The sequence below is a fragment of the Streptococcus sp. HMSC078H12 genome, assembly GCF_001814615.1.
GTDB classification, from domain to species: Bacteria; Bacillota; Bacilli; order Lactobacillales; family Streptococcaceae; genus Streptococcus; species Streptococcus salivarius_F.
In genome coordinates, this window is sequence record NZ_KV817310.1 from 22,694 (window position 1) to 44,009 (window position 21,316).

Consider the following 21,316-nt stretch of genomic DNA (forward strand, 5'->3'; position numbering starts at 1 on the left):
AGCTAAAATAGAGAGGTCGTAAAGACAAACCAACTCTTTCTTGGTTTTAGGAGAGCCAATCCTAAGACTCGGATGGAGCAAAAAAAGGAGAAAAAACATGGCAATCTCAAAAGAGAAAAAAAATGAAATCATTGCTCAATACGCACGTCACGAAGGTGACACTGGTTCAGTAGAGGTTCAAGTTGCTGTCCTTACTTGGGAAATCAACCACCTTAACGACCACATTAAACAACACAAAAAAGACCACGCTACTTACCGTGGTTTGATGAAAAAAATTGGTCACCGTCGTAACTTGTTGGCATACCTTCGCCGTACAGACGTTAACCGTTACCGTGAGTTGATCAGCTCACTTGGACTTCGTCGTTAATTCAAGATACAAAGGCCGTCAAAAGTACAAAGCAAAAATAGGAAAATTGACGAAGAAATTTTAGCTTCTAGGAGATTTTATCTTTTTTGCCAAGTGCTTAGGCTTTGTTCAATTGAATACACGAAAATGGAACTGCTCTATGATGGGGCAGTTTTTCTTTTTCACTAGGATTTTAGCCCGAGTTCAGAACAGCTCTCTAGATTCAGAGGGCAGTTTTGCTGTATTCATCTAAGAATTTCTTACGATGATAGATCTATAGAGCAAGCAAAAGACCTCCAGGTTTAATTCTGGAGGCTTCTCTATCTTAAAATCTTTTTGATAACTGTTTGAAATTGAGGGAGTTGATGGATAGCGGTTCCGACAAGGATACCTAGCATATTTAAGGCGATATCCCCTAAATCAAAGACTCCCAAATGTCCGAAGTACTGAATGGATTCGACGGTGAAAAGGGTCAGGAGACAAAGTAGGAGATTACTCAATCGTGAAGAAAAGAGGAGTCCCAGAGGAATGAACATTAATAGGTTCATGATGGGAACGAAGTGGCTCCCCCAGTATAATTCCCGAGCGAAGGAAAGGGGATTAAGTGAGAGACCTTGGGTACCAATGTTTTTCAAAAAAAGTAGGTAGAAGAGAGCAAGAAAGTAAATGAAGTAGAGTAGGAGCAGTGTCTGTTTTTTCAGCTGTCTAGTAAGAAGGAGTTTCAAAAAAGCATAGACAAAGTAACTAAGCAGGACTATGATGACTAGGTTGAGTAAGACTTGGAAGTAGGAGCCATAATGGGCGATGTAATGAACGTACTGTTCGAGATGGCCCCTATAAAACCAATAAGACAAGCACAGTGATAGGCTTCCTAGTAAGATGTTACTCAATGTTTTTAATGTTTTTGCCACTTTGCTCCTCCATTTGCATATGATGAGTACACATTATATCAAAAAAACGTTTAAAGAAAGTTAAGAAACTGTAACGAAGTTTTGATAGAATGGAAAGATAAGGCAGAATCAAAGACTAAAAAAGGACTTTGAAACAGCAACTCTACTTTTGACTAACAATTTAATGATTTTTGTAAACAGGCTATGAAAGCTTATAAAATAATTAAATTTTAAAAATTAGGAGTCAGCATCTTGTTTCAGGATTATTAAAATGTTATTATATAGTAGTGAATTTTTAACATAAAAAGGAGTTCGTCTTATGAATAAAAAGGTTTTGGCGACAGCCGGAATTGCAGCACTTGCAGTTTCTGCTACAGTTGCTAAAGCTGATGAGGTAACGACAAACGATCAAGCCTCAACAACAGCATCAGTATCATCGACAGCTACACAAGCTGTCCCAACTCAAGCCCAAGTCGAAGCGGCTAGAGAACAAGCCAGCGCTGCAAATCAAGCAGTATCGCAACAAGAGTCAGTAGTTGCTAATCATGAAGCAGCTGCCAACCAGGCTCAAGCAAACCTAGCGACAGCAGATGCTAACTTGCAAAAGGCACAAACAGCAGCCGATGAAGCAAGTCCAGAAACTATTGCTGCCGCTCAAGGTCAAGTAACTACTGCTGAAAATGCAGCTAAGTCAGCTAAGTCAGCAGTCGAAACAGCTCAATCAGCAGAAAAAACTGCTAAAGATGCAGCAGACAAACAGCAAGCTGTCGTTAATACAGATCAAGCTAATGTCAATGCTAAAGCTAGTGAAGTGGCTAATGCTCAAAAATCAGTAGATGCCGCTAAAGCAGCCCTTAATGGTTCTAGCGCTTCTGAGGCAGCTTCAAACCAAGCTAAAGCACAATCAGCTTTTGATGCTGCAACAGCAGCTGAGAAAAAAGCTCAAGAAGAATTGGCAGCCGCTCAGGCAGCTGATAAAGAAAAAGCTACTGCTATTGCAGCTAAAGAAGGGCAATTGACTGCAGATCAAAATGCAGCAAACCAAGCTAAAGCAGCTTATGAGACTGCTCAAACAGTAGCTAATGAAAAGGCAGCTGCTCTTGCAGCCGCTGAAGCAGCTAAGAAAAAAGCAGAATCTTCAACAACTTCAACAGCTAATGTTCGTCAAAAATTCTCAGTGTCACAAGAGTATGTCAATGCTCTTAAGATTCATGAGTCTAAAACAGCGACCGCAGCAGAAAAAGCTCAAGCTGAACAAGTCTTGAAGAACGTTAATAAACGTGATCGTGGTAACAATAGTTATCAAGATAATGAAGCGGATAAAAATGTTAAAATTAGTGATTTGAATAACCTTAGTGAAGCTCAAATTACAGATTTGTCATTGTATGCTTCAAGTTTGATTAACCAAATTCGTACAGCCTTTGGTACAACTCAAACATCTGTTTCAAAAGGTAGTGTTCTTGCGGCTGACCGTGTTTCAGATGGTTATGTAGCAGATAACTGGGGTTGGGAAGCTATTACCCATCAACGACATGATAGTGCCGCCCTTGACCGTGCTGGTAAGTCATTTAATAGTGTAAGTATTGGTGAAAACCTTAATACATGGCAAGGTTTGACAGGACCATTTACTCTTAACGACATTAAGAAATATGTCTATGAAGCTATGCTTGACTTCATGTTTAACGGTAATGAGTGGAACCATGCTCGTTCTATCTCTGGTCTTACAGCAGATGGTGGTGAGTCTTACATTGGTACAGATATCAGTGTTGTTGCCGGTGCCTTTAACGTTCACGTAAACAATGTCAATAAAAATTCTATCGCTTCTGATAGTAGTTTTGACACAACTAAGATTGCTAACCCATATGAAGGTAACCAATCTCAATCATCTTCAAATGCAAATCTTACTGCTGCAAAAGCAGCTTATGAAGCTGCTAAGCAAGCTAACGATCAAGCTCAAAGTGACTTGGCTAGCAAGAAAGCGGCTTCTGAGTCAGCAACTCTTAAGCTTAAGAATACTCAGTCAGAACTTGCGGCTCTTAAAGCGACTGCAAGCAAGTTGGCAGCTGCTCAGAATAACCTTTCCGAAAAACAAGCAGCCCTTGCAACTGCTAAATCAGAATTGGAAAAAGCCAACGCTGCAGTTGAAAACCTTAATGCTAACGCTCAAGAAAAAGCAGCAGCCCTTAGCAAAGCTCAAGCAACTCTTGATGAAAAACAAGCAGAGCTTAAAACAGCTAAAGATAAACTTGCGACAAGTTCTGCAACCTTGCAACGTTTGACAAATGCCTACAACGCTGCTAAGCAAGATACTGCTAAGAAACAAGTAGCATTGACACAAGCTAACCAAGCCTTGACTGCTGCTAAGAACCGTGTAGCAGCCCTTACAAATGCTTCAGGTAACCTAGCTAAGGCTAAAGCAGAACGTGCAACAGCCTTTGCCAAACTTACTGCGGCGAAAGCAGCTCTTTCAACTGAACGTGCGAAACTTGTTGAATTGTCAGCTAAGCGTGATAAATTAACGAGCGAATACACGACTGTTCAAACAGCCTTCGATAACTACATGAAAGCTAAGGCAGACAAAGAGCGTCAAACACAATTGGCTAAAGAGTTCGCTAACATTACATCTAAAGGTCTTACACCAGTACCTGTTTACGATGTAGATGGGAAAGTTATTGCTTTCACAACACAAGAACAGGCAGCTCAAACTGTAGCGCAAGTTCCTGTAAATTATGGTCAAACAAAAGCTGAGAAACAAGCTCCTGTACAAGAAGCAGACAGCTTGCCAGAAACAGGTGAGTCAACTGCAGCAGGATTCAGTCTTGTAGGTCTCTTCATGACACTATTGGCCTTCCTTGGTTTCGTTGACAGACGTACACGTCGTAACTAATCATTATAGACAAAAAAACGGCAACTGCCGTTTTTTTTATATGTCTGAGAATCTAAAAAAGTTAAGGCCGAAACCTTAACTTTTTTGTTTTTAACCCAAGAAACGTTTGAGGAATTCCTTGGTACGTTCTTCTTTAGGATTTTCAAAGATTTGTTCTGGGCTACCTTGTTCAGCGATTACCCCTTTATCCATGAAGATGACACGGTCTGAAACGTCACGTGCGAACTCCATTTCATGGGTAACGATAATCATGGTCAAACCAGTTCCAGATAGCTCCTGCATAGTCTTGAGTACTTCCCCGACCATTTCTGGGTCAAGGGCTGAAGTTGGCTCGTCAAAGAGGATGGCTTCTGGATCAACAGAGAGGGCACGGGCAATAGCTACACGTTGTTTTTGTCCCCCTGAAAGTTGCTTTGGTTTAGCTTTCCAGTATTGTTCCCCCATACCAACTTTCTCTAAGTTAGCTTTGGCGATGCTTTCAGCTTCTTTACGGTCACGTTTGAGAACGGTTGTTTGAGCTACGATAGCATTTTCCAAGACATTAAGGTTTTCAAAGAGGTTGAAAGATTGGAAAACCATACCGAGTCTTTCACGATAGGTAGTGAGGTCGTAACCTTTTTCAAGGACGTTGTCCCCATGATAGAGGATTTCACCACCTGAGGGTGACTCAAGTAGGTTAATAGAGCGAAGGAAGGTTGATTTCCCTGAACCTGAAGAACCAATAATTGAGATAACCTCACCCTTTTTGACGCTGAGGGAGATATCTTTGAGGACTTCATTTTTTCCGTATGATTTTTTGAGGTTTTTAATTTCTAAAATCGTCTCAGTCATTAGTGAACCCCTCCTTGTGTGTAAGTATCTTGATCCAAACGGCGTTCTACATAACGCAAGATGCGTGTCACTGTGAAGGTAAGGACAAAGTAGATTGCTGCGATAACAAAGAATGTTTGGAAGTATTGATAAGTTTGGCTTGCGACAGTGTTACCTGCGAAGTAAAGTTCCACAACAGAGATAACGTTCAAAACAGAGGTATCCTTGATATTGATAACGAACTCATTACCAGTAGCTGGCAAGATGTTACGGATAACCTGTGGAAGAACAATCTTACGCATGGTTTGACCGTGGGTAAATCCAAGAGCAGTTGCAGCTTCAAATTGTCCTTTATCTACGGCGAAGATACCACCACGAACGATTTCACTCATGTAGGCTCCGGTGTTGATAGAAACGATGAAGACAGCTGCTAGGGTACGATCAATATTGATACCAAAGGCCTGGGCAGTACCGTAGTAGATAACCATAGATTGTACAATCATTGGCGTACCACGGAAAACTTCGATATAGACATTAAGCACCCAACCGAAGAGTTTTTGGAGCAAGGCTACAAATTTATTAGCAGCCTTAGGAGCTGTGCGGTAAACACCAATCATAAGACCGATGAAAGTACCCACAACTGTACCGATAATTGAGATAAGAAGGGTAATTCCTGTACCACGTAAGAATTGTGGCCAGTTCTTAGCGATGATATTGCTCATCTGACTAAAGAAGTTTCCTTTTTTAGCCTCATCAGTCTTATCTGCAGGTTGGATGTCAATGATGTGATCCATCAGTTTGACACGTTCCTCTTGGCTGATTCCAGCAAGGACCTTATTGACTTGTTCCATTTGCTGGCTGTCTCCTTTGCGAAGACCGACGGCCAAGGAGACGTCATCGTCTGAAACCTGGAAACCACCATCTTTAAGCGTAATCATCTTATATTTTGAGCTAGCTTCTTCGGCAGTTTTTGCTTCAGGACGCTCTGAAACATAACCATCGATGATACCAGATGCAAGGGCTTGGCGCATAGCACCGAAGTCTCCCATAGCGGTTTGTTTGCTGACACCTGGGATTTGGTCAATCAAATTATAGAGATAAACCCCTTGTTGAGCTGTGATTTTAGCATCCTTGAAGTCTTTGAGACTCTTAGCGTTGGCATAATCACCGTCTGAGCTGACAACCATGACAGGTTCGCTTCGGTAATAGCTGTCTGAAAAGTCGATTTCTTGACGACGTTCAGCTGTTGGGCTCATACCTGCGATGATCATGTCGAGTTTTCCTGAGGTAAGAGCTGGGATAAGACCAGTCCAGGCAGTTTTTACTACCAAAGGTTTCTTACCTTGGGCTTTAGCGATCTTTTTAGCAATTTGCACGTCATAACCGTTGGCATACTGTTTGGTACCTTCGATTGGAACGGCTCCATTTGAGTCATTATCCTGTGTCCAGTTGAAAGGTGCGTAGGCAGCTTCCATACCGACACGGAGATACTCGTCTGCTTGGGCGCTTGATACTCCACCAAAAACGAGGAGGAGCGCTGCAAAGCAGGCTACAATAATTTTTTTCATTGAAACAATGTCTCCTATAAAAATGTCATACCTTACTATTTTACAGGAAATTGGGACTGATGACAATAAGTTGGGATTAGAAAAACAATCTCTATACCAAGATTGTCTTCAAATACAAGTTGTAATTTGATATAATGGGAAGGACGATTTGGAGCCTTGATTACTTTTGATGTGATGAGGCTAGCATTTGAAAACGGAGATAATTATGCAAACGGCACAATTTATTATTGAATTACTAAAAGCAGTCTTTCTTGGGATTGTCGAAGGGATCACTGAGTGGCTACCTATTTCATCTACAGGTCACTTGATTTTGGTTAATGAATTCTTGAACCTCAGACAAAGTAAAGATTTCATTGATATGTTTAATATCGTTATCCAACTTGGTGCTATTCTTGCGGTTATGGTCATTTACTTTAAACGTTTGAATCCTTTCCAACCTGGTAAGACAGCACGTGAAGTGCAATTGACTTGGCAACTTTGGCTCAAGGTAGTCATTGCCTGTATTCCTTCTGCCTTCTTCGGTCTTCTTTTAGATGACTGGATGGAGGCCCATCTCAGTAATTTCTTTGTAGTAGCCATCATGTTGGTGGTCTACGGGATTGCTTTTATTTGGATTGAGGACCGCAATCGACGTGTAGAGCCTAAGGTAACGGATTTGGCTCGTATGTCTTACAAGACAGCCTTCTACATTGGTCTTTTCCAAGTCTTGAGTATCATTCCAGGGACAAGCCGTTCAGGTGCTACTATTCTTGGGGGTATCATCGTTGGTACTAGTCGTAGCGTAGCTGCTGACTTTACCTTCTTCCTTGGTATTCCAACCATGTTTGGTTATAGTGGCCTTAAGGCGGTTAAGTATTTCATTGACGGGAATACCTTGACAGGTGGACAAGTGGCTATTCTCTTGGTAGCTAGTGTGACAGCCTTTGTTGTCAGCTTGTTCGTGATTCGCTTCTTGATGAATTACATTAAGAAACATGATTTCACAGTTTTCGGAAAATACCGTATCGTGCTTGGTATTATTGTGCTTCTTTATGGAGCTGTCAAACTTATTTTCGGATAATTACGTTCAAGTAAACTGAAAAAGGACTTCAAATGAAGTCCTTTTTAGCTGGTTTAGAGATTATTTGTGGAGAAGTTTTCCAAAGATAAGGTAAGCTAGCAACCATAGGACCAGTCCGCAAGTCAAGAAGCTAGCTAGGATTTTCAAGAAGTCCACGATATTATGCAAGGGATACCATCCGGACAAACAGAGAATTGGAAGGATGGTAACACACATGATTGAGAAGTGGAGAAGAGATTGCTGTTTGAGCGATAAACGATTATCGTCGTAAATGGGTGCAGTTGCTAGTATGATGGCGACGATTAGCCCTGTAAGAAAGGTAGATTTGTTTACTTGATAAGGTTGCCCCGATAAGTAGAGAAAGAGCGTCAATAAACTCGTTATTCCTCCAGCAATGCTAGCTCGTAGCCACCCTTTTTTATAGGCAGTCATGGTCATCACCTCCATGTATATCTTTACTTTCATTATACTCCATTTTAGGATAGGTGACGGGTATAAATGGGTAAATACAAGGTTTTGTTAGTATTAAGAAGGTTTTAGAAATCCTTTCCAAAATAAGACTCAAACTTGCTCAGAAATTGCTATCTCTTGGCTTTTCTAGTATAATGAAATAACTACTCGTGCGAGGTTTTTTACATATGGAAATGAAACAAATAAGCGAGACAACTCTAAAAATCATGATTACCATGGAAGATCTTGAAGAACATGGTATGGAATTGAAAGATTTCTTGATTCCCCAGGAAAAAACAGAGGAATTTTTCTACACTGTCATGGATGAGTTGGACTTGCCTGATAACTTTAAAAATAGTGGGATGCTGAGCTTCCGTGTCACGCCACGCAAGGATCGTGTGGATGTCTTTGTGACTAAATCAGATCTTAAGGAAGACCTTGATTTCAACGATTTGTCAGATATGGATGACTACTCAGGGCTTTCTCCAGAAGAGTTCCTCAAGGCTCTTGAGGGTAACTTTATGGACAAGGGTGACATCGAAGCACACCATAAGCTCGAAGAGCTTGAAAAGACCTTGGAAGAGGTTGATAAGGCTATGACAGAGCCTACCAAGGAAGTGGCTGAAGAAAATATTCGTGAAGACTATACCCACTATGTCTTGGCCTTCTCTGACTTTGATCAAGTGGTGACTTTTACGCAAGGTTTGAAGGATATACCTGTTGAAGGTTCTGAGCTTTATAAACTTGGGGATGTCTACTACATGACGATCCTTCTTTACTTGGCTGATGAGCCTGATTATTACGCGAACAATATGTATGCGCGTTTTCTTGAATATGCGAATGTAGCAGACCGAACACGTGCCTACCTACAAGAGCATGCAACAATCTTGATGGAAGAGGACGCCTTACCGGTACTACAAGCAACGAAATGGAGCTAAGACATGCCTTGGACCATTAACTATATATTCGTTTTGATTGGGACCTTTTTGATTGCCATTGTGACGACCCCATTGGTACGCTCTTTGGCCTTACGTGTCGGAGCTGTTGACAATCCCAATGCAAGACGTATCAATAAAAAGCCCATGCCTAGTGCTGGCGGTCTAGCTATTTTGTTGGCCTTTGTACTAGCGACCTTGGTCTTTATGCCTATGATTATCCATAAGGATATCTGGCATGTTTCTTACATTAGGTACATCTTGCCGGTTGTTGTGGGGGGATCTGTAGTAGCTCTGACGGGCTTCATTGATGATATCTTGGAATTAAAGCCTCTACCTAAGATGCTTGGTATTGTTATTGGAGCTGTTATCGTTTGGGCTTTTACAGACTTCCGATTTGATAGCTTTAAGATTCCATTTGGTGGTCCCATGATTCATTTTGGGCCAGTCCTGACCTTGATTTTAACGGTGTTATGGATTGCGGCCATCACCAATGCCATTAATCTGATTGATGGTTTGGATGGCTTGGTTGGAGGAGTTTCTATCATTTCCCTTATGACTATGGGGGTGATTTCTTATTTCTTCCTCTATGATACTGATATTTTCTTGACCATGACCATCTTTGTCTTGGTGGCTGCCATTATGGGCTTCTTCCCTTACAATTATCATCCAGCGATTATCTATCTAGGTGATACGGGGGCGCTTTTTATTGGCTTTATGATTGGTGTCTTGTCATTGCAAGGATTGAAAAATGCAACTGCAGTGGCTATTTTGTCACCTGTTATTATCCTTGGAGTGCCTATTGTTGACACAGTGGTAGCCATTGTCCGCCGTAAGTTGTCAGGGCGCCCAGCCATGGAGGCTGACAAGATGCACTTACATCATCGCCTTCTAGCCATGGGCTTCACTCATCGAGGAGCGGTTCTGGTGGTTTATGCCATCGCTATTCTCTTTTCATTGATTGCCCTCTTGTTAAATGTTTCCAGTCGTCTCGGTGGTATTCTCTTGCTCTTGAGTTTACTTTTGGGAATGGAAATTCTGATTGAAGGGCTTGAGATTTGGGGCGTTGGTCGAACACCTCTCTTCAATTTCCTAAAATTTATCGGGAATAGTGATTATCGCCAAGCAACCATGTTAAAATGGAAGCAAGGGCGAAAAAATTAAACATTTGAAAAGCCAAGTAATGGCTTTTTTGTTATAATGATTCTAATTAAGGAAAATGGAAGTTCTCTTTTTATTTTCCAGAAAATAGTAAGACTATTTTCAAAAAAATAATGCAAATTAGCGAGCAAGTGCTCGCTGTATATATGAAAAAGGAGTATACAATGTCTGTACTTGAAATCAAAAATCTTCATGTTTCTGTTGAAGATAAAGAAATCTTGAAGGGTCTTAATTTGACTCTTAAAACTGGTGAGATTGCTGCTATCATGGGTCCTAACGGAACTGGTAAATCTACCCTCTCAGCTGCTATCATGGGTAACCCAAACTATGAAATCACAGAAGGGGACATCCTTTTTGATGGCGAAAGCATCCTTGACTTGGAAGTTGACGAACGTGCACGCCTAGGTCTTTTCCTTGCTATGCAATATCCAGCTGAAATCCCAGGAATCACAAACGCTGAGTTCATCCGTGCGGCTATGAACGCTGGAAAAGAAGATGACGAAAAGATTTCTGTTCTTGATTTCATCACTAAATTGGATGAAAAGATGGAATTGCTTGGTATGCGTGAAGAAATGGCTGAGCGTTACCTTAATGAAGGTTTCTCAGGTGGTGAGAAAAAACGTAACGAAATCCTTCAATTGCTCATGTTGGAACCTAAGTTTGCTCTTCTCGATGAAATTGACTCAGGTCTTGATATCGATGCCCTTAAAGTGGTTTCAAAAGGGGTTAACGCTATGCGTGGCGAAGGCTTCGGTGCTATGATTATCACTCACTACCAACGTCTTTTGAACTACATCACTCCAGATGTTGTACACGTAATGATGGAAGGTAAAGTGGTTCTTTCAGGCGGTCCTGAATTGGCTGCTCGTCTTGAGCAAGAAGGTTATGCGAAAATCGCTGAAGAGCTCGGTTACGAGTACCACGAAGAAGCGTAAGTCTGTTACTCGAAATAACTAGAAAAGGAGTAACCTATGTCAAAAGAATCTATTATCGCTTTTTCACAAGCAAAAGCAGAGCCACTTTGGTTGCAAGACCTTCGTCAAGCAGCCTTTGATAAGCTTGAAAGTTTGGCTCTTCCAAAAATTGAGCGTGTTAAATTCCACCGTTGGAATCTCGGTGATGGAACGATTACTGAAAATGAACCATCAGCAAATGTGCCTGATTTTACAGCGCTTGGAAACAATCCTAAATTGGTCCAAGTAGGAACAAATACTGTTCTTGAACAATTGCCAGCTGACTTGATTAGCCAAGGTGTGGTCTTCACAGACCTTACAACTGCTCTTGAGGAAATCCCAGAAGTCGTTGAAGCCTTCTTTGGTAAGGCTGTAGCCTATGATGAGGACAAATTGGCAGCTTATAACTATGCCTATTTCAATAGTGCAGCAGTCCTTTATGTACCAGATAATGTTGAAATTGACTTGCCAGTTGAAAGCTATTTTTACCAAGATGGTACTTCAAATGTTCCATTTAACAAACACGTTTTGATCGTGGCCGGTAAAAACAGTAAATTGACTTACCTTGAGCGTTTTGAAACGCTAGGTGAAGCGACTGAAAAAGCTAGTGCCAACATTTCTGTGGAAGTTATTGCTCAAGACGGTGCACAAGTCAAGTTTGCGGCTATTGACCGTTTGGGTGAAAACGTCACAACTTATATTAGTCGTCGTGGTCGTATCGGTCGTGATGCCAGCATTGACTGGGCTCTCGGGATCATGAACGAGGGCAATGTTATTGCTGACTTTGATAGTGACTTGATTGGCAATGGAAGTCATGCCAACCTTAAGGTTATTGGTCTTTCATCAGGTCGTCAGGTTCAAGGGATTGATACTCGTGTGACGAACTATGGTAACAACTCTGTGGGACATATCCTACAACATGGTGTTATTTTGGAACGTGGTACCTTGACTTTCAATGGTATTGGTCACATTGTCAAAGGTGCTAAGGGTGCTGACGCACAACAAGAAAGCCGTGTGCTTATGCTTTCTGACAAGGCACGTTCAGACGCCAACCCAATCCTCTTGATTGACGAAAACGAAGTTACAGCAGGACATGCTGCTTCAATCGGTCAGGTAGATCCAGAGGATATGTATTACCTCATGAGTCGTGGACTTGATCAAGACACTGCAGAACGTTTGGTTATTCGCGGTTTCTTAGGAGCAGTTATTACTGAAATCCCAGTTAAAGAAGTGCGCGATGAAATGATTTCTGTAACTGATACAAAACTAAACAAACGTTAGGAACTATCGATGCAGATAGTCTAACCTATGATATATCTAGATAGGGAGATAAGATGTCAGCTTTAGATGCCTATAAGATTCGACAAGATTTTGCCATTTTAGATCAGGTAGTTAATGATGAACCTTTGGTATACTTGGATAATGCAGCAACGACTCAGAAGCCTCAAGTAGTTTTGGACACTCTCATGGCCTACTATCATGAGGACAATGCCAATGTTCACCGTGGTGTGCACACTTTGGCTGAGCGTGCAACAGCTGCTTACGAAGCTAGTCGTGAAAAGCTTCGTAAGTTTATCAATGCTAAATCAACCAAAGAGGTCCTCTTTACACGTGGAACGACAACTGGTCTTAACTGGGTTGGTCGTTTTGCAGAGCAGGTTCTTGAGCCAGGAGATGAGGTGGTTATTTCAATTATGGAACACCACTCGAATATCATTCCTTGGCAGGAAGCTTGTAAGAAGACGGGGGCAAAACTTGTTTATGCCTACTTGAAAGATGGCCAATTGGATATGGAAGATTTGGCTAACAAGATTACTGAAAAGACAAAATTTGTCAGTCTAGCTCAGGTTTCTAACGTTTTAGGCTGCATCAATCCTGTCAAAGAGATTGCCAAGCTTGCCCACCAAGTTGGTGCCTATATGGTGGTGGATGGTGCCCAATCGGCGCCCCACATGGCCATTGATGTTCAGGATTTGGATTGTGATTTCTTCACCCTTTCTGGACATAAGATGTTAGGTCCAACAGGAATTGGAGTTCTTTATGGCAAGGAAGAGATTCTTAACCAGATGAATCCGATTGAATTCGGTGGTGAGATGATTGATTTTGTTTATGAACAAGAAGCCACTTGGAAGGAACTACCTTGGAAATTTGAGGCTGGTACACCTAACATTGCGGGGGCTATTGCTCTTGGTGCTGCTGTGGACTACCTCTCTGCTTTAGGCATGGAAAATATTCATGCTTACGAGCAAGAATTGGTAGACTATGTTTTGCCTAAGCTTCAGGCTATTGATGGTTTGACAGTCTACGGTCCAGAAGATCCTACTCAGCATGCAGGTGTTATTGCCTTTAATATTGATGGGCTTCACCCTCATGATGTGGCGACAGCTCTTGACTATGAAGGAGTGGCAGTGCGTGCGGGTCACCACTGTGCTCAGCCTTTAATTAATCATTTAGGAATCTCATCAGCTGCCCGAGCTAGCTTCTATATTTATAATACTAAAGAGGATTGCGACAAGCTTGTAGAGGCAATTCTTGCGACGAAGGAGTTTTTCAATGGCACTCTCTAGACTAGATAGTTTATATATGGCTGTTGTGGCCGATCACTCTAAGAGCCCTCACCATCATGGTGTCCTACCTGATGTGGAGCAACTTCAACTGAATAATCCGACTTGTGGAGATGTTATCAATCTGTCAGTCAAGTTTGATGGTGACGTGATTGAAGACATTGCCTTTGCGGGTGATGGGTGTACCATTTCCACAGCTTCATCAAGTATGATGACGGATGCAGTTATTGGAAAAACCAAGGCAGAGGCTTTGGAATTAGCGGAGATTTTCTCTCTTATGATTCAAGGGGATCATAAAGATGAAGATAAGCTAGGCGAAGCCAAGCTTTTGGCGGGGGTTTCTAAATTTCCACAACGTATCAAATGTGCAACACTCTCTTGGAATGCCCTTAAAAAAGCCATAGAGAGAAGCGAGCTTTAGGAAGTCAGGGAGCAATTAGTCTCCTTGCCCAAGCAAAAAGGAAAACGAATCAAACCTTTAATAAAGGAAAATACTATGACTGAAACAAATGAAAAAGTAGAACCAAAACCCATTGATTTGGGGGAATATAAATACGGTTTCCATGACGATGTGACACCAGTCTTTTCAACAGGAAAAGGAATCAGTGAGGATGTGGTCCGTGCCATGTCTGCTGAAAAAGGAGAGCCTGAGTGGATGCTTGAATTCCGCTTGAAATCATTGGAAACCTTTAACAAAATGGCCATGCAAGAGTGGGGGCCAGACCTTTCTGGTATTAACTTTGATGACTTGACATATTTCCAAAAAGCATCAGACAAACCTGCTCGTGACTGGGAAGACGTTCCTGAGAAAATCAAGGAAACTTTTGAACGTATTGGTATCCCAGAAGCAGAGCGTGCCTATCTTGCTGGAGCCTCAGCTCAGTATGAATCAGAAGTGGTTTACCACAACATGAAAGAAGAGTATGACAAGTTGGGTATTATCTTTACAGATACGGACTCAGCTCTTAAAGAGCATCCAGAGCTCTTCAAGAAGTACTTCTCAAAACTGGTTCCGCCAACAGACAATAAATTTGCGGCCCTTAACTCAGCCTTCTGGTCAGGTGGTACCTTTATTTATGTACCTAAAGGCGTCAAGGTGGATATTCCGCTTCAAACCTACTTCCGTATCAATAACGAAGCGACTGCTCAGTTTGAACGTACCCTTATCATCGTAGATGAAGGTGCCAGCGTTCACTATGTTGAAGGATGTACAGCGCCAACATACACAACGGCTAGCCTTCATGCAGCCATTGTTGAAATCTTTGCGCTTGATGGTGCTTACATGCGCTACTCAACTATCCAAAACTGGTCAGATAGCGTCTACAACTTGGTAACTAAACGTGCTACCGCTAAGAAAAATGCGACTGTTGAGTGGATTGATGGTAACCTTGGTGCCGAAGTTACTATGAAGTACCCATCTGTTTACCTTGATGGAGAGGGTGCGCGTGGTACCATGCTTTCAATCGCCTTCGCCAATGCAGGTCAACACCAAGATACAGGGGCTAAGATGATTCACAATGCACCGCATACATCATCATCTATTGTCTCTAAATCTATTGCTCGTAATGGTGGTAAGGTTGACTACCGTGGACAAGTTACTTTCAACAAGGATTCTAAGAAATCGGTATCTCACATCGAATGTGACACCATCTTGATGGATGACTTATCTAAATCAGACACTATCCCATTCAACGAAATCCACAACTCACAAGTTGCCCTTGAACACGAAGCTAAAGTTTCTAAGATTTCTGAAGAGCAACTCTACTACCTCATGAGCCGTGGACTCTCAGAACAAGAAGCAACAGAGATGATTGTTATGGGATTTGTGGAACCATTCACCAAAGAACTTCCAATGGAATATGCTGTTGAGCTTAACCGCTTGATTAGTTATGAAATGGAAGGATCAGTTGGGTAAAAACTCTGATAATCTAAAGGGACCAGATGGTCCTTTTTGTTTTGCATGAAAAATCGAGAAATGAGCTCTAGATAACTGTTAGGAACAGAGTAATTGCAAAGTGTAGAAAGCGTTTACAACTTTTATTTAAAAAGATATAATAGATTTGAATAGCAAGTAATGGAGGGGACTAATATGGGAGTGTATAACAGTGACTGGCTACTCAATCAAATTCGTGGGACTGCTAATGTGGTCAGTAAGGCTTTTAAGTTTGAGACTTTAGATATTGATTTAGGTCAGGTGGAGGACGAGCAAGGTCACACGATTGATGGCAATGACTACATTGACGACTTGTTGATCCATGAACAGTATGATCAGGCAACTACCTTCATTCATAGTCAACTCAAGCGTTTGACAACTAATGACTATAATCTCCTTGTCAGCGTCTATATTGAGTATTTGGAGAATTTGCCACCTGTAATAAGGCAAAAACACCATTTTGATGATAGAAAAATAGCAAGTTTGAGGGAAAAACTGTCCGAATTTTCATGGTAATTTGATAGAGAGTGTGGAAGCGAAACGCCGAGCGTTTACGATTTTTCCACCCTCTTTTTTGTGTTATAATAGAATCACTATGGATAAATTAATTAAAACAATTTCAGAATCAGGTTCTTTCCGTGCTTATGTTCTTGATAGCACAGAAACTGTTAGAACCGCACAAGAAAAACACAATACTCTATCATCATCGACAGTTGCTTTGGGGCGTACCCTTATTGCTAACCAGATCTTGGCTGCTAACCAAAAAGGTGAGAGCAAAATTACGGTTAAGGTTATCGGAAACAGCTCTTTTGGGCATATCATCTCAGTAGCTGATACCAAAGGACATGTTAAGGGCTACATCCAAAATCCAGGTGTGGATATCAAGAAAACAGCGACTGGTGAAGTTTTGGTGGGTCCTTTCATGGGGCAAGGACAGTTTGTCTCAATCATCGATTATGGAACTGGTAATCCTTACACGTCATCAACACCACTTATTTCTGGTGAAATTGGTGAAGACTTTGCCTACTATTTGACAGAATCTGAGCAAACGCCATCTGCTGTTGGTCTTAATGTACTTCTTGACGAAGAGGACAAGGTTAAGGTTGCTGGTGGTTTCATGCTTCAAGTCTTGCCAGGAGCTAGCGAGGAAGAAATCGCTCGTTACGAAAAACGTATCCAGGAGATGCCAGCCATTTCAACGCTTTTGGAGTCTGATGACCATATCGAAGCTCTCTTGAATGCCATTTATGGGGATGAACCTTTCAAACGTTTGTCTGAAGAGGAGCTTAGCTTTGAGTGTGATTGCTCACGTGAACGTTTTGAAAATGCCCTCTTGACGCTTGGTAAGGATGAACTTCAAGCCATGAAAGACGAGGATCATGGGGCTGAAATCGTCTGCCAATTCTGCCAAACTAAGTATGAATTTTCAGAAGCTGACTTGGAGGAACTCATCAATGACTAAACTTAATTCGTCCTTCATGATTGGAAACGTGGAGATTCCTCATCGTACAGTATTAGCTCCGATGGCAGGTGTTACCAACTCGGCTTTCCGTACCATTGCCAAGGAATTCGGTGCTGGTCTCGTAGTTATGGAGATGATTTCTGAAAAAGGTCTCCTCTACAATAATGAGAAAACCCTTCATATGCTTCATATTGATGAGAATGAGCATCCAATGTCTATCCAGCTTTTCGGTGGTGATGCTGAGGGCTTGAAGCGTGCAGCGGACTTTATCCAGATCAATACCAAGGCCGATATTGTTGATATCAACATGGGTTGTCCAGTCAATAAGGTCGTCAAAAATGAAGCGGGTGCCAAGTGGCTTAAGGATCCAGACAAGATTTACCACATCGTCAAGGAAGTAACATCAGTACTTGATATTCCTTTGACTGTTAAGATGCGTACAGGTTGGTCAGACAGTGATTTGGCTGTGGAAAATGCTCTTGCAGCTGAGTCTGCAGGTGTTTCTGCCCTTGCTATGCACGGTCGTACGCGTGAGCAGATGTACACAGGTCACTGTGATCATGAGACTTTGGCTCGTGTTGCTAAGGCTATCACCAAGATTCCATTTATCGGAAATGGTGATGTTCGCAGTGTTCAAGATGCGAAACTTATGATTGAAGAACTTGGTGTAGATGCTGTTATGGTGGGTCGTGCAGCTATGAACAATCCTTACATCTTCACGCAAATCAACCACTTCTTCGAAACAGGAGAGGAGTTGCCAGAGCTTCCATTTGATAAGAAATTGGACATCGCTGAAGACCACCTCAAACGTTTGGTAGATCTTAAAGGTGAAAAGATTGCTGTTCGTGAATTCCGTGGTCTTGCACCACACTATCTTCGTGGAACAGCCGGAGCAGCCAAGGTTCGTGGCGAAGTCTCACGTGCCGAGTCTGTGGCTCAGGTCGAAGAAATCTTTGCGACTTTACGATAAATCTATATCTGATGAAAACTTAACCAGCTTGGTTAGGTTTTTATTTCACCTTTATTCTTCCTTGATAGTGATGATAGCTCATCTCTAATCTTTTTTTGATCCTCCCTTGCAAAACCTCTGTGTTTTCGATATAATTAACTGGTTAAGTAAATGGAGAAAGCAATGCTAGAACTAGAAGAACAAGTAAATCAATTGATTAATCAGATTTTGCTTAAGGCTGAAAATCAGCATGAGCTCCTCATTGGTCAGTGCCGTAGTCAGGTTAAGTTGACCAATACTCAGGAGCATATTCTCATGCTTTTGTCTGAGGGACGAAAGACCAATTCTGAGTTGGCTAAGACCCTCAATGTCAGCCAGGCTGCTGTTACCAAGGCAGTAAAAACCTTGGTCAAAGAGGGCATGTTGGAGGCTAAGAAAGACAAGGATGATGGGCGCGTGACCTACTTTGTCTTGACACAAGAAGCTCAACCCATAGCCCAAGAGCATGAGGAACACCACCAAGAGACCTTGGGGGTCTATCGGTCTGTATTGAATCAGTTCGATAATCAAGAGCGGCAGGTGATTGGACGTTTCTTGACAAAATTAGCAGAAAAAATCGAGGAATAAGATGCGCTATATTACAGTTGAAGGACTGAGCTTCCAGTATGATGCGGAGCCCGTTCTGGACAATATTCATTATCATTTGGATTCTGGGGAGTTTGTAACCCTAACTGGGGAAAATGGAGCTGCCAAGTCAACGCTCATTAAGGCTACCCTAGGAATTCTCAAGCCTAAGAAGGGAACTGTAACCATCTCGGAAACCAATAAAGATGGTAAAAAGCTTCGCATGGCCTATCTTCCACAGCAGATTGCCAGCTTTAATGCAGGTTTTCCAAGCACGGTCTACGAGTTTGTTAAGTCTGGTCGTTATCCTCGTCAGGGCTGGTTCCGTCGTTTGACTAAGCACGACTTGGAGCACGTTCAACGTGCCCTTGAGTCTGTAGGTATGTGGGAAAATCGTCACAAGCAGATTGGACGTCTCTCAGGAGGGCAAAAGCAACGTGCCGTTATTGCTCGTATTTTTGCCTCAGATCCAGATATCTTTGTCTTGGATGAGCCAACGACGGGTATGGATGCAGGAACAGCCAATACTTTCTATGAACTCATGCACCACTCGGCTCACAAGCATGGCAAGTCTGTCTTGATGATTACCCACGACCCAGAGGAAGTCAAGGAGTACACAGACCGTAATATTCATCTGGTTCGTAACCAGAAATTGCCTTGGCGTTGTTTCAATGTCCATGAAAAGGATGGAGAGGAGCACAAACATGATTAGTGAATTATTAGCCTATGATTTTATGCAACGTGCTATTCTCGCCGTGATTGCCATCAGCATCTTTTCGCCAATTTTGGGGCTCTTCTTAATTCTTCGTCGTCAGAGTCTGATGAGTGATACCTTGAGTCACGTGTCCCTAGCTGGGGTGGCTGTTGGGATTTTCTTGGGACTATCAACCACTTGGATGACCCTTGTGGTTGTGGTTATTGCTGCTTTGGTTTTAGAATATCTTAGGGTTAGTTACAAGCATTATATGGAGATTTCAACGGCTATCCTCATGTCAATGGGATTGGCAGTGGCTCTTATTCTTAGTAACAAGGCGGGTAGCAGTAGCATGAGTCTGGATAGCTATCTTTTTGGTTCTATCATCACGATTAGCTCTGAGCAGGTGCGTGCCCTCTTTGTTATTGCGGCCATTGTACTGGTCTTGACCCTACTCTTTATTCGTCCTATGTATCTTTTGACCTTTGACGAGGATACCGCTCATGTGGATGGCTTGCCAGTTCGTCTCATGTCCCTCCTCTTCAATATTGTGACTGGGATAGCGATTGCCCTAATGATTCCAGCAGCAGGATCACTTTTGGTTTCTACCATCATGATTCTTCCTGCAGCTATTGGTATGAAAATAGGTCAAACCTTTAAATCTGTTATTTTCTGGGCTATTGGTATTGGTTTGGTTGGAATGCTCTCTGGTATCTTTATTTCCTATTATTGGGAAACACCAGCTAGTGCAACTATTACCCTTATCTTCATCGCCTTCTTTGGTCTGGTATCCATCTTTGAACCTCTCTTAAAAGCAGAGTAAATAATAGAAGAAAAGAGCTTGAGAAATCAAGCTCTTTTTGTGATATACTAAAGTGGTTTTTGAGAGAAGTTAAAATAAGAATGGTAGATTTCTAGGCAGAAAAAATGATTAGTTTTTTCTGGTGTCTACTATTATTTGTAACAGTAACAAAAAAGGAGAAAACATGGAAATCTTTTTAACGAGTATATCGGGAATCCTAGTCATCTTAGGTATGATTTTAGTGGGATTCGTTATGGGCGAAAAAGGCTGGTTTGATGACAAGTCACGTGGTCTGATTGCAAAGTTAGTTACTCAAATTGCCCTGCCTTGCTATATGCTCTATACGATCACACAGCGTTTCACCGCGGCAGACCTGCTTAAAATGTTGCCAGAATTGCGTTTTCCTGCACTGTCCATGGTGATTTTACTTGGTATTGCGACAGCGGTGGCTAGTATTTTTGCAGTGAAAAAGGAGCGTCGCGGCCTCTTTATTTCCATGTTTTTTAATTCAAACACCATTTTTGTGGGGCTCCCTATCAATCAAGCCCTCTTTGGCGATGCTAGTATTCCCTATGTTCTTATCTATTATATGTGCAATACGACCTTTTTCTGGACCTTGGGAACATACCTTATTCAGCGGGATGGAGAAGGAGAGGCAGAATTTGATTTAAAAACAAGTCTGAAAAAGATCTTCTCACCCCCTCTAATGGGCTTCATGTTAGGTCTTATTATTGTTATCCTTCATATTAAATTACCAACTTTTTTAGCCAGTGACTTGCAGTATTTGGGGAGCTTGACGACTCCTTTATCTATGATTTTCATCGGTTTGTCAGTGTCAAATACAGGTGTGAAGCAGTTGGTTCTTAAAAAGGACCAGGTATTGATTTTGTTGGGACGCTTTGTAGTTGCCCCTCTCTTGATGGCTGCCATTGTTTACTGGGCACCTCTCCCAACTTTGATGAAACAAGTTTTTATCATCCAGTCTGCCATGCCTGTCATGACCAATGCTCCAGTAGTTGCTAAACTCTATGGAGCTGATAGTGATTACGCAGCTGTTATGGTTACTGAGACTACCCTTGCAACCATGATTGTTATCCCAATTTTGATGGTTCTTATGGCTTAAAAATAATCAAGTAACCCCTGTTTTTCTGGGGGTTTTTAAATTTGTAAAAAAATTCAAAAAAAGTTTACGAAAACGCTTTACAAATCGTAAAAAGATGCTATAATA

General features: G+C 41.8%; 21 protein-coding genes. 17 read left to right on the top strand and 4 right to left on the bottom strand.

Going from position 1 to position 21,316, the window contains the following annotated elements; all coding sequences use genetic code 11:
* Positions 1 to 97: 97 nt before the first annotated feature.
* A complete protein-coding gene (gene rpsO, locus HMPREF2979_RS01055; protein ID WP_008535715.1) occupies positions 98 to 367 on the top strand; it encodes a 30S ribosomal protein S15 in 270 nt (89 codons plus the stop codon).
* A gap of 299 nt (positions 368 to 666) precedes the next feature.
* On the opposite strand, the gene HMPREF2979_RS01060 is transcribed toward rpsO, so the two are convergent.
* Complete coding sequence (locus tag HMPREF2979_RS01060; protein ID WP_002889749.1) at positions 667 to 1,257, bottom strand: VanZ family protein; 591 nt, start codon at positions 1,255 to 1,257, stop codon at positions 667 to 669.
* Positions 1,258 to 1,555: 298 nt separating this feature from the next.
* Between HMPREF2979_RS01060 and HMPREF2979_RS01065 the strand changes: the two genes are divergently transcribed.
* Positions 1,556 to 4,123, top strand: a complete 2,568-nt coding sequence (locus HMPREF2979_RS01065) for an SEC10/PgrA surface exclusion domain-containing protein (RefSeq protein WP_070654703.1) — start codon at positions 1,556 to 1,558, stop codon at positions 4,121 to 4,123.
* A 90-nt stretch (positions 4,124 to 4,213) separates the two neighbouring features.
* On the opposite strand, the gene HMPREF2979_RS01070 is transcribed toward HMPREF2979_RS01065, so the two are convergent.
* Entirely contained in the window at positions 4,214 to 4,954 is a 741-nt protein-coding gene (locus tag HMPREF2979_RS01070) for an amino acid ABC transporter ATP-binding protein (protein ID WP_002949253.1), read from the bottom strand.
* Positions 4,954 to 6,501, bottom strand: coding sequence for an ABC transporter substrate-binding protein/permease (locus HMPREF2979_RS01075; RefSeq protein ID WP_070654705.1), 1,548 nt, complete (start codon positions 6,499 to 6,501; stop codon positions 4,954 to 4,956). The genes HMPREF2979_RS01070 and HMPREF2979_RS01075 overlap by 1 nt, the downstream gene beginning before the upstream one ends.
* Positions 6,502 to 6,706: 205 nt before the next feature.
* On the opposite strand from HMPREF2979_RS01075, the gene HMPREF2979_RS01080 reads away from it, so the two are divergent.
* Complete coding sequence (locus tag HMPREF2979_RS01080; RefSeq protein ID WP_002883622.1) at positions 6,707 to 7,561, top strand: undecaprenyl-diphosphate phosphatase; 855 nt, start codon at positions 6,707 to 6,709, stop codon at positions 7,559 to 7,561.
* Positions 7,562 to 7,621: 60 nt separating this feature from the next.
* Here the strand turns inward: HMPREF2979_RS01080 and HMPREF2979_RS01085 are convergent, their stop codons facing one another.
* Positions 7,622 to 7,993 (bottom strand): DUF3021 family protein, encoded by a 372-nt coding sequence (locus HMPREF2979_RS01085; RefSeq protein ID WP_022496532.1) that lies wholly within the window; start codon positions 7,991 to 7,993, stop codon positions 7,622 to 7,624.
* 206 nt (positions 7,994 to 8,199) lie between these two features.
* Between HMPREF2979_RS01085 and mecA the strand changes: the two genes are divergently transcribed.
* The 14 genes from mecA to HMPREF2979_RS01155 all read left to right on the top strand — a co-directional run bounded on the left by mecA (position 8,200) and on the right by HMPREF2979_RS01155 (position 21,211).
* Positions 8,200 to 8,949 carry an adaptor protein MecA gene (gene mecA, locus HMPREF2979_RS01090; protein WP_014633817.1) on the top strand — a complete coding sequence of 250 codons (750 nt, stop codon included), beginning with the start codon at positions 8,200 to 8,202 and terminating at the stop codon, positions 8,947 to 8,949.
* 3 nt (positions 8,950 to 8,952) lie between these two features.
* Entirely contained in the window at positions 8,953 to 10,110 is a 1,158-nt protein-coding gene (locus HMPREF2979_RS01095; protein WP_061652476.1) for a glycosyltransferase family 4 protein, read from the top strand.
* Positions 10,111 to 10,271: 161 nt separating this feature from the next.
* Positions 10,272 to 11,042, top strand: a complete 771-nt coding sequence (gene sufC, locus HMPREF2979_RS01100; protein WP_002883600.1) for a Fe-S cluster assembly ATPase SufC — start codon at positions 10,272 to 10,274, stop codon at positions 11,040 to 11,042.
* A 36-nt stretch (positions 11,043 to 11,078) separates the two neighbouring features.
* The gene (gene sufD, locus HMPREF2979_RS01105) at positions 11,079 to 12,341 is read left to right on the top strand and encodes a Fe-S cluster assembly protein SufD (RefSeq protein WP_048790376.1); all 1,263 of its coding nucleotides are present in this window, start codon (positions 11,079 to 11,081) and stop codon (positions 12,339 to 12,341) included.
* 53 nt (positions 12,342 to 12,394) lie between these two features.
* Positions 12,395 to 13,627 carry a cysteine desulfurase gene (locus HMPREF2979_RS01110; RefSeq protein WP_049545631.1) on the top strand — a complete coding sequence of 411 codons (1,233 nt, stop codon included), beginning with the start codon at positions 12,395 to 12,397 and terminating at the stop codon, positions 13,625 to 13,627.
* Entirely contained in the window at positions 13,614 to 14,045 is a 432-nt protein-coding gene (gene sufU / locus HMPREF2979_RS01115; RefSeq protein WP_002883658.1) for a Fe-S cluster assembly sulfur transfer protein SufU, read from the top strand. The genes HMPREF2979_RS01110 and sufU overlap by 14 nt, the downstream gene beginning before the upstream one ends.
* Positions 14,046 to 14,120: 75 nt before the next feature.
* Entirely contained in the window at positions 14,121 to 15,539 is a 1,419-nt protein-coding gene (gene sufB, locus HMPREF2979_RS01120) for a Fe-S cluster assembly protein SufB (RefSeq protein WP_002883666.1), read from the top strand.
* 174 nt (positions 15,540 to 15,713) lie between these two features.
* Complete coding sequence (locus HMPREF2979_RS01125) at positions 15,714 to 16,073, top strand: hypothetical protein (protein ID WP_002883594.1); 360 nt, start codon at positions 15,714 to 15,716, stop codon at positions 16,071 to 16,073.
* 79 nt (positions 16,074 to 16,152) lie between these two features.
* Complete coding sequence (hslO, locus tag HMPREF2979_RS01130; RefSeq protein WP_002883609.1) at positions 16,153 to 17,019, top strand: Hsp33 family molecular chaperone HslO; 867 nt, start codon at positions 16,153 to 16,155, stop codon at positions 17,017 to 17,019.
* Positions 17,012 to 17,989 carry a tRNA dihydrouridine synthase DusB gene (dusB, locus tag HMPREF2979_RS01135; protein ID WP_070654707.1) on the top strand — a complete coding sequence of 326 codons (978 nt, stop codon included), beginning with the start codon at positions 17,012 to 17,014 and terminating at the stop codon, positions 17,987 to 17,989. The genes hslO and dusB overlap by 8 nt, the downstream gene beginning before the upstream one ends.
* A gap of 162 nt (positions 17,990 to 18,151) precedes the next feature.
* Positions 18,152 to 18,595 (top strand): zinc-dependent MarR family transcriptional regulator, encoded by a 444-nt coding sequence (locus tag HMPREF2979_RS01140; RefSeq protein ID WP_070654709.1) that lies wholly within the window; start codon positions 18,152 to 18,154, stop codon positions 18,593 to 18,595.
* Between the two features lies 1 nt (position 18,596).
* Positions 18,597 to 19,304, top strand: a complete 708-nt coding sequence (locus HMPREF2979_RS01145; protein ID WP_002883613.1) for a metal ABC transporter ATP-binding protein — start codon at positions 18,597 to 18,599, stop codon at positions 19,302 to 19,304.
* Positions 19,297 to 20,109 (top strand): metal ABC transporter permease, encoded by an 813-nt coding sequence (locus tag HMPREF2979_RS01150; protein ID WP_070654710.1) that lies wholly within the window; start codon positions 19,297 to 19,299, stop codon positions 20,107 to 20,109. The genes HMPREF2979_RS01145 and HMPREF2979_RS01150 overlap by 8 nt, the downstream gene beginning before the upstream one ends.
* A gap of 163 nt (positions 20,110 to 20,272) precedes the next feature.
* Positions 20,273 to 21,211, top strand: coding sequence for an AEC family transporter (locus HMPREF2979_RS01155; protein ID WP_070654712.1), 939 nt, complete (start codon positions 20,273 to 20,275; stop codon positions 21,209 to 21,211).
* Positions 21,212 to 21,316: the final 105 nt, after the last annotated feature.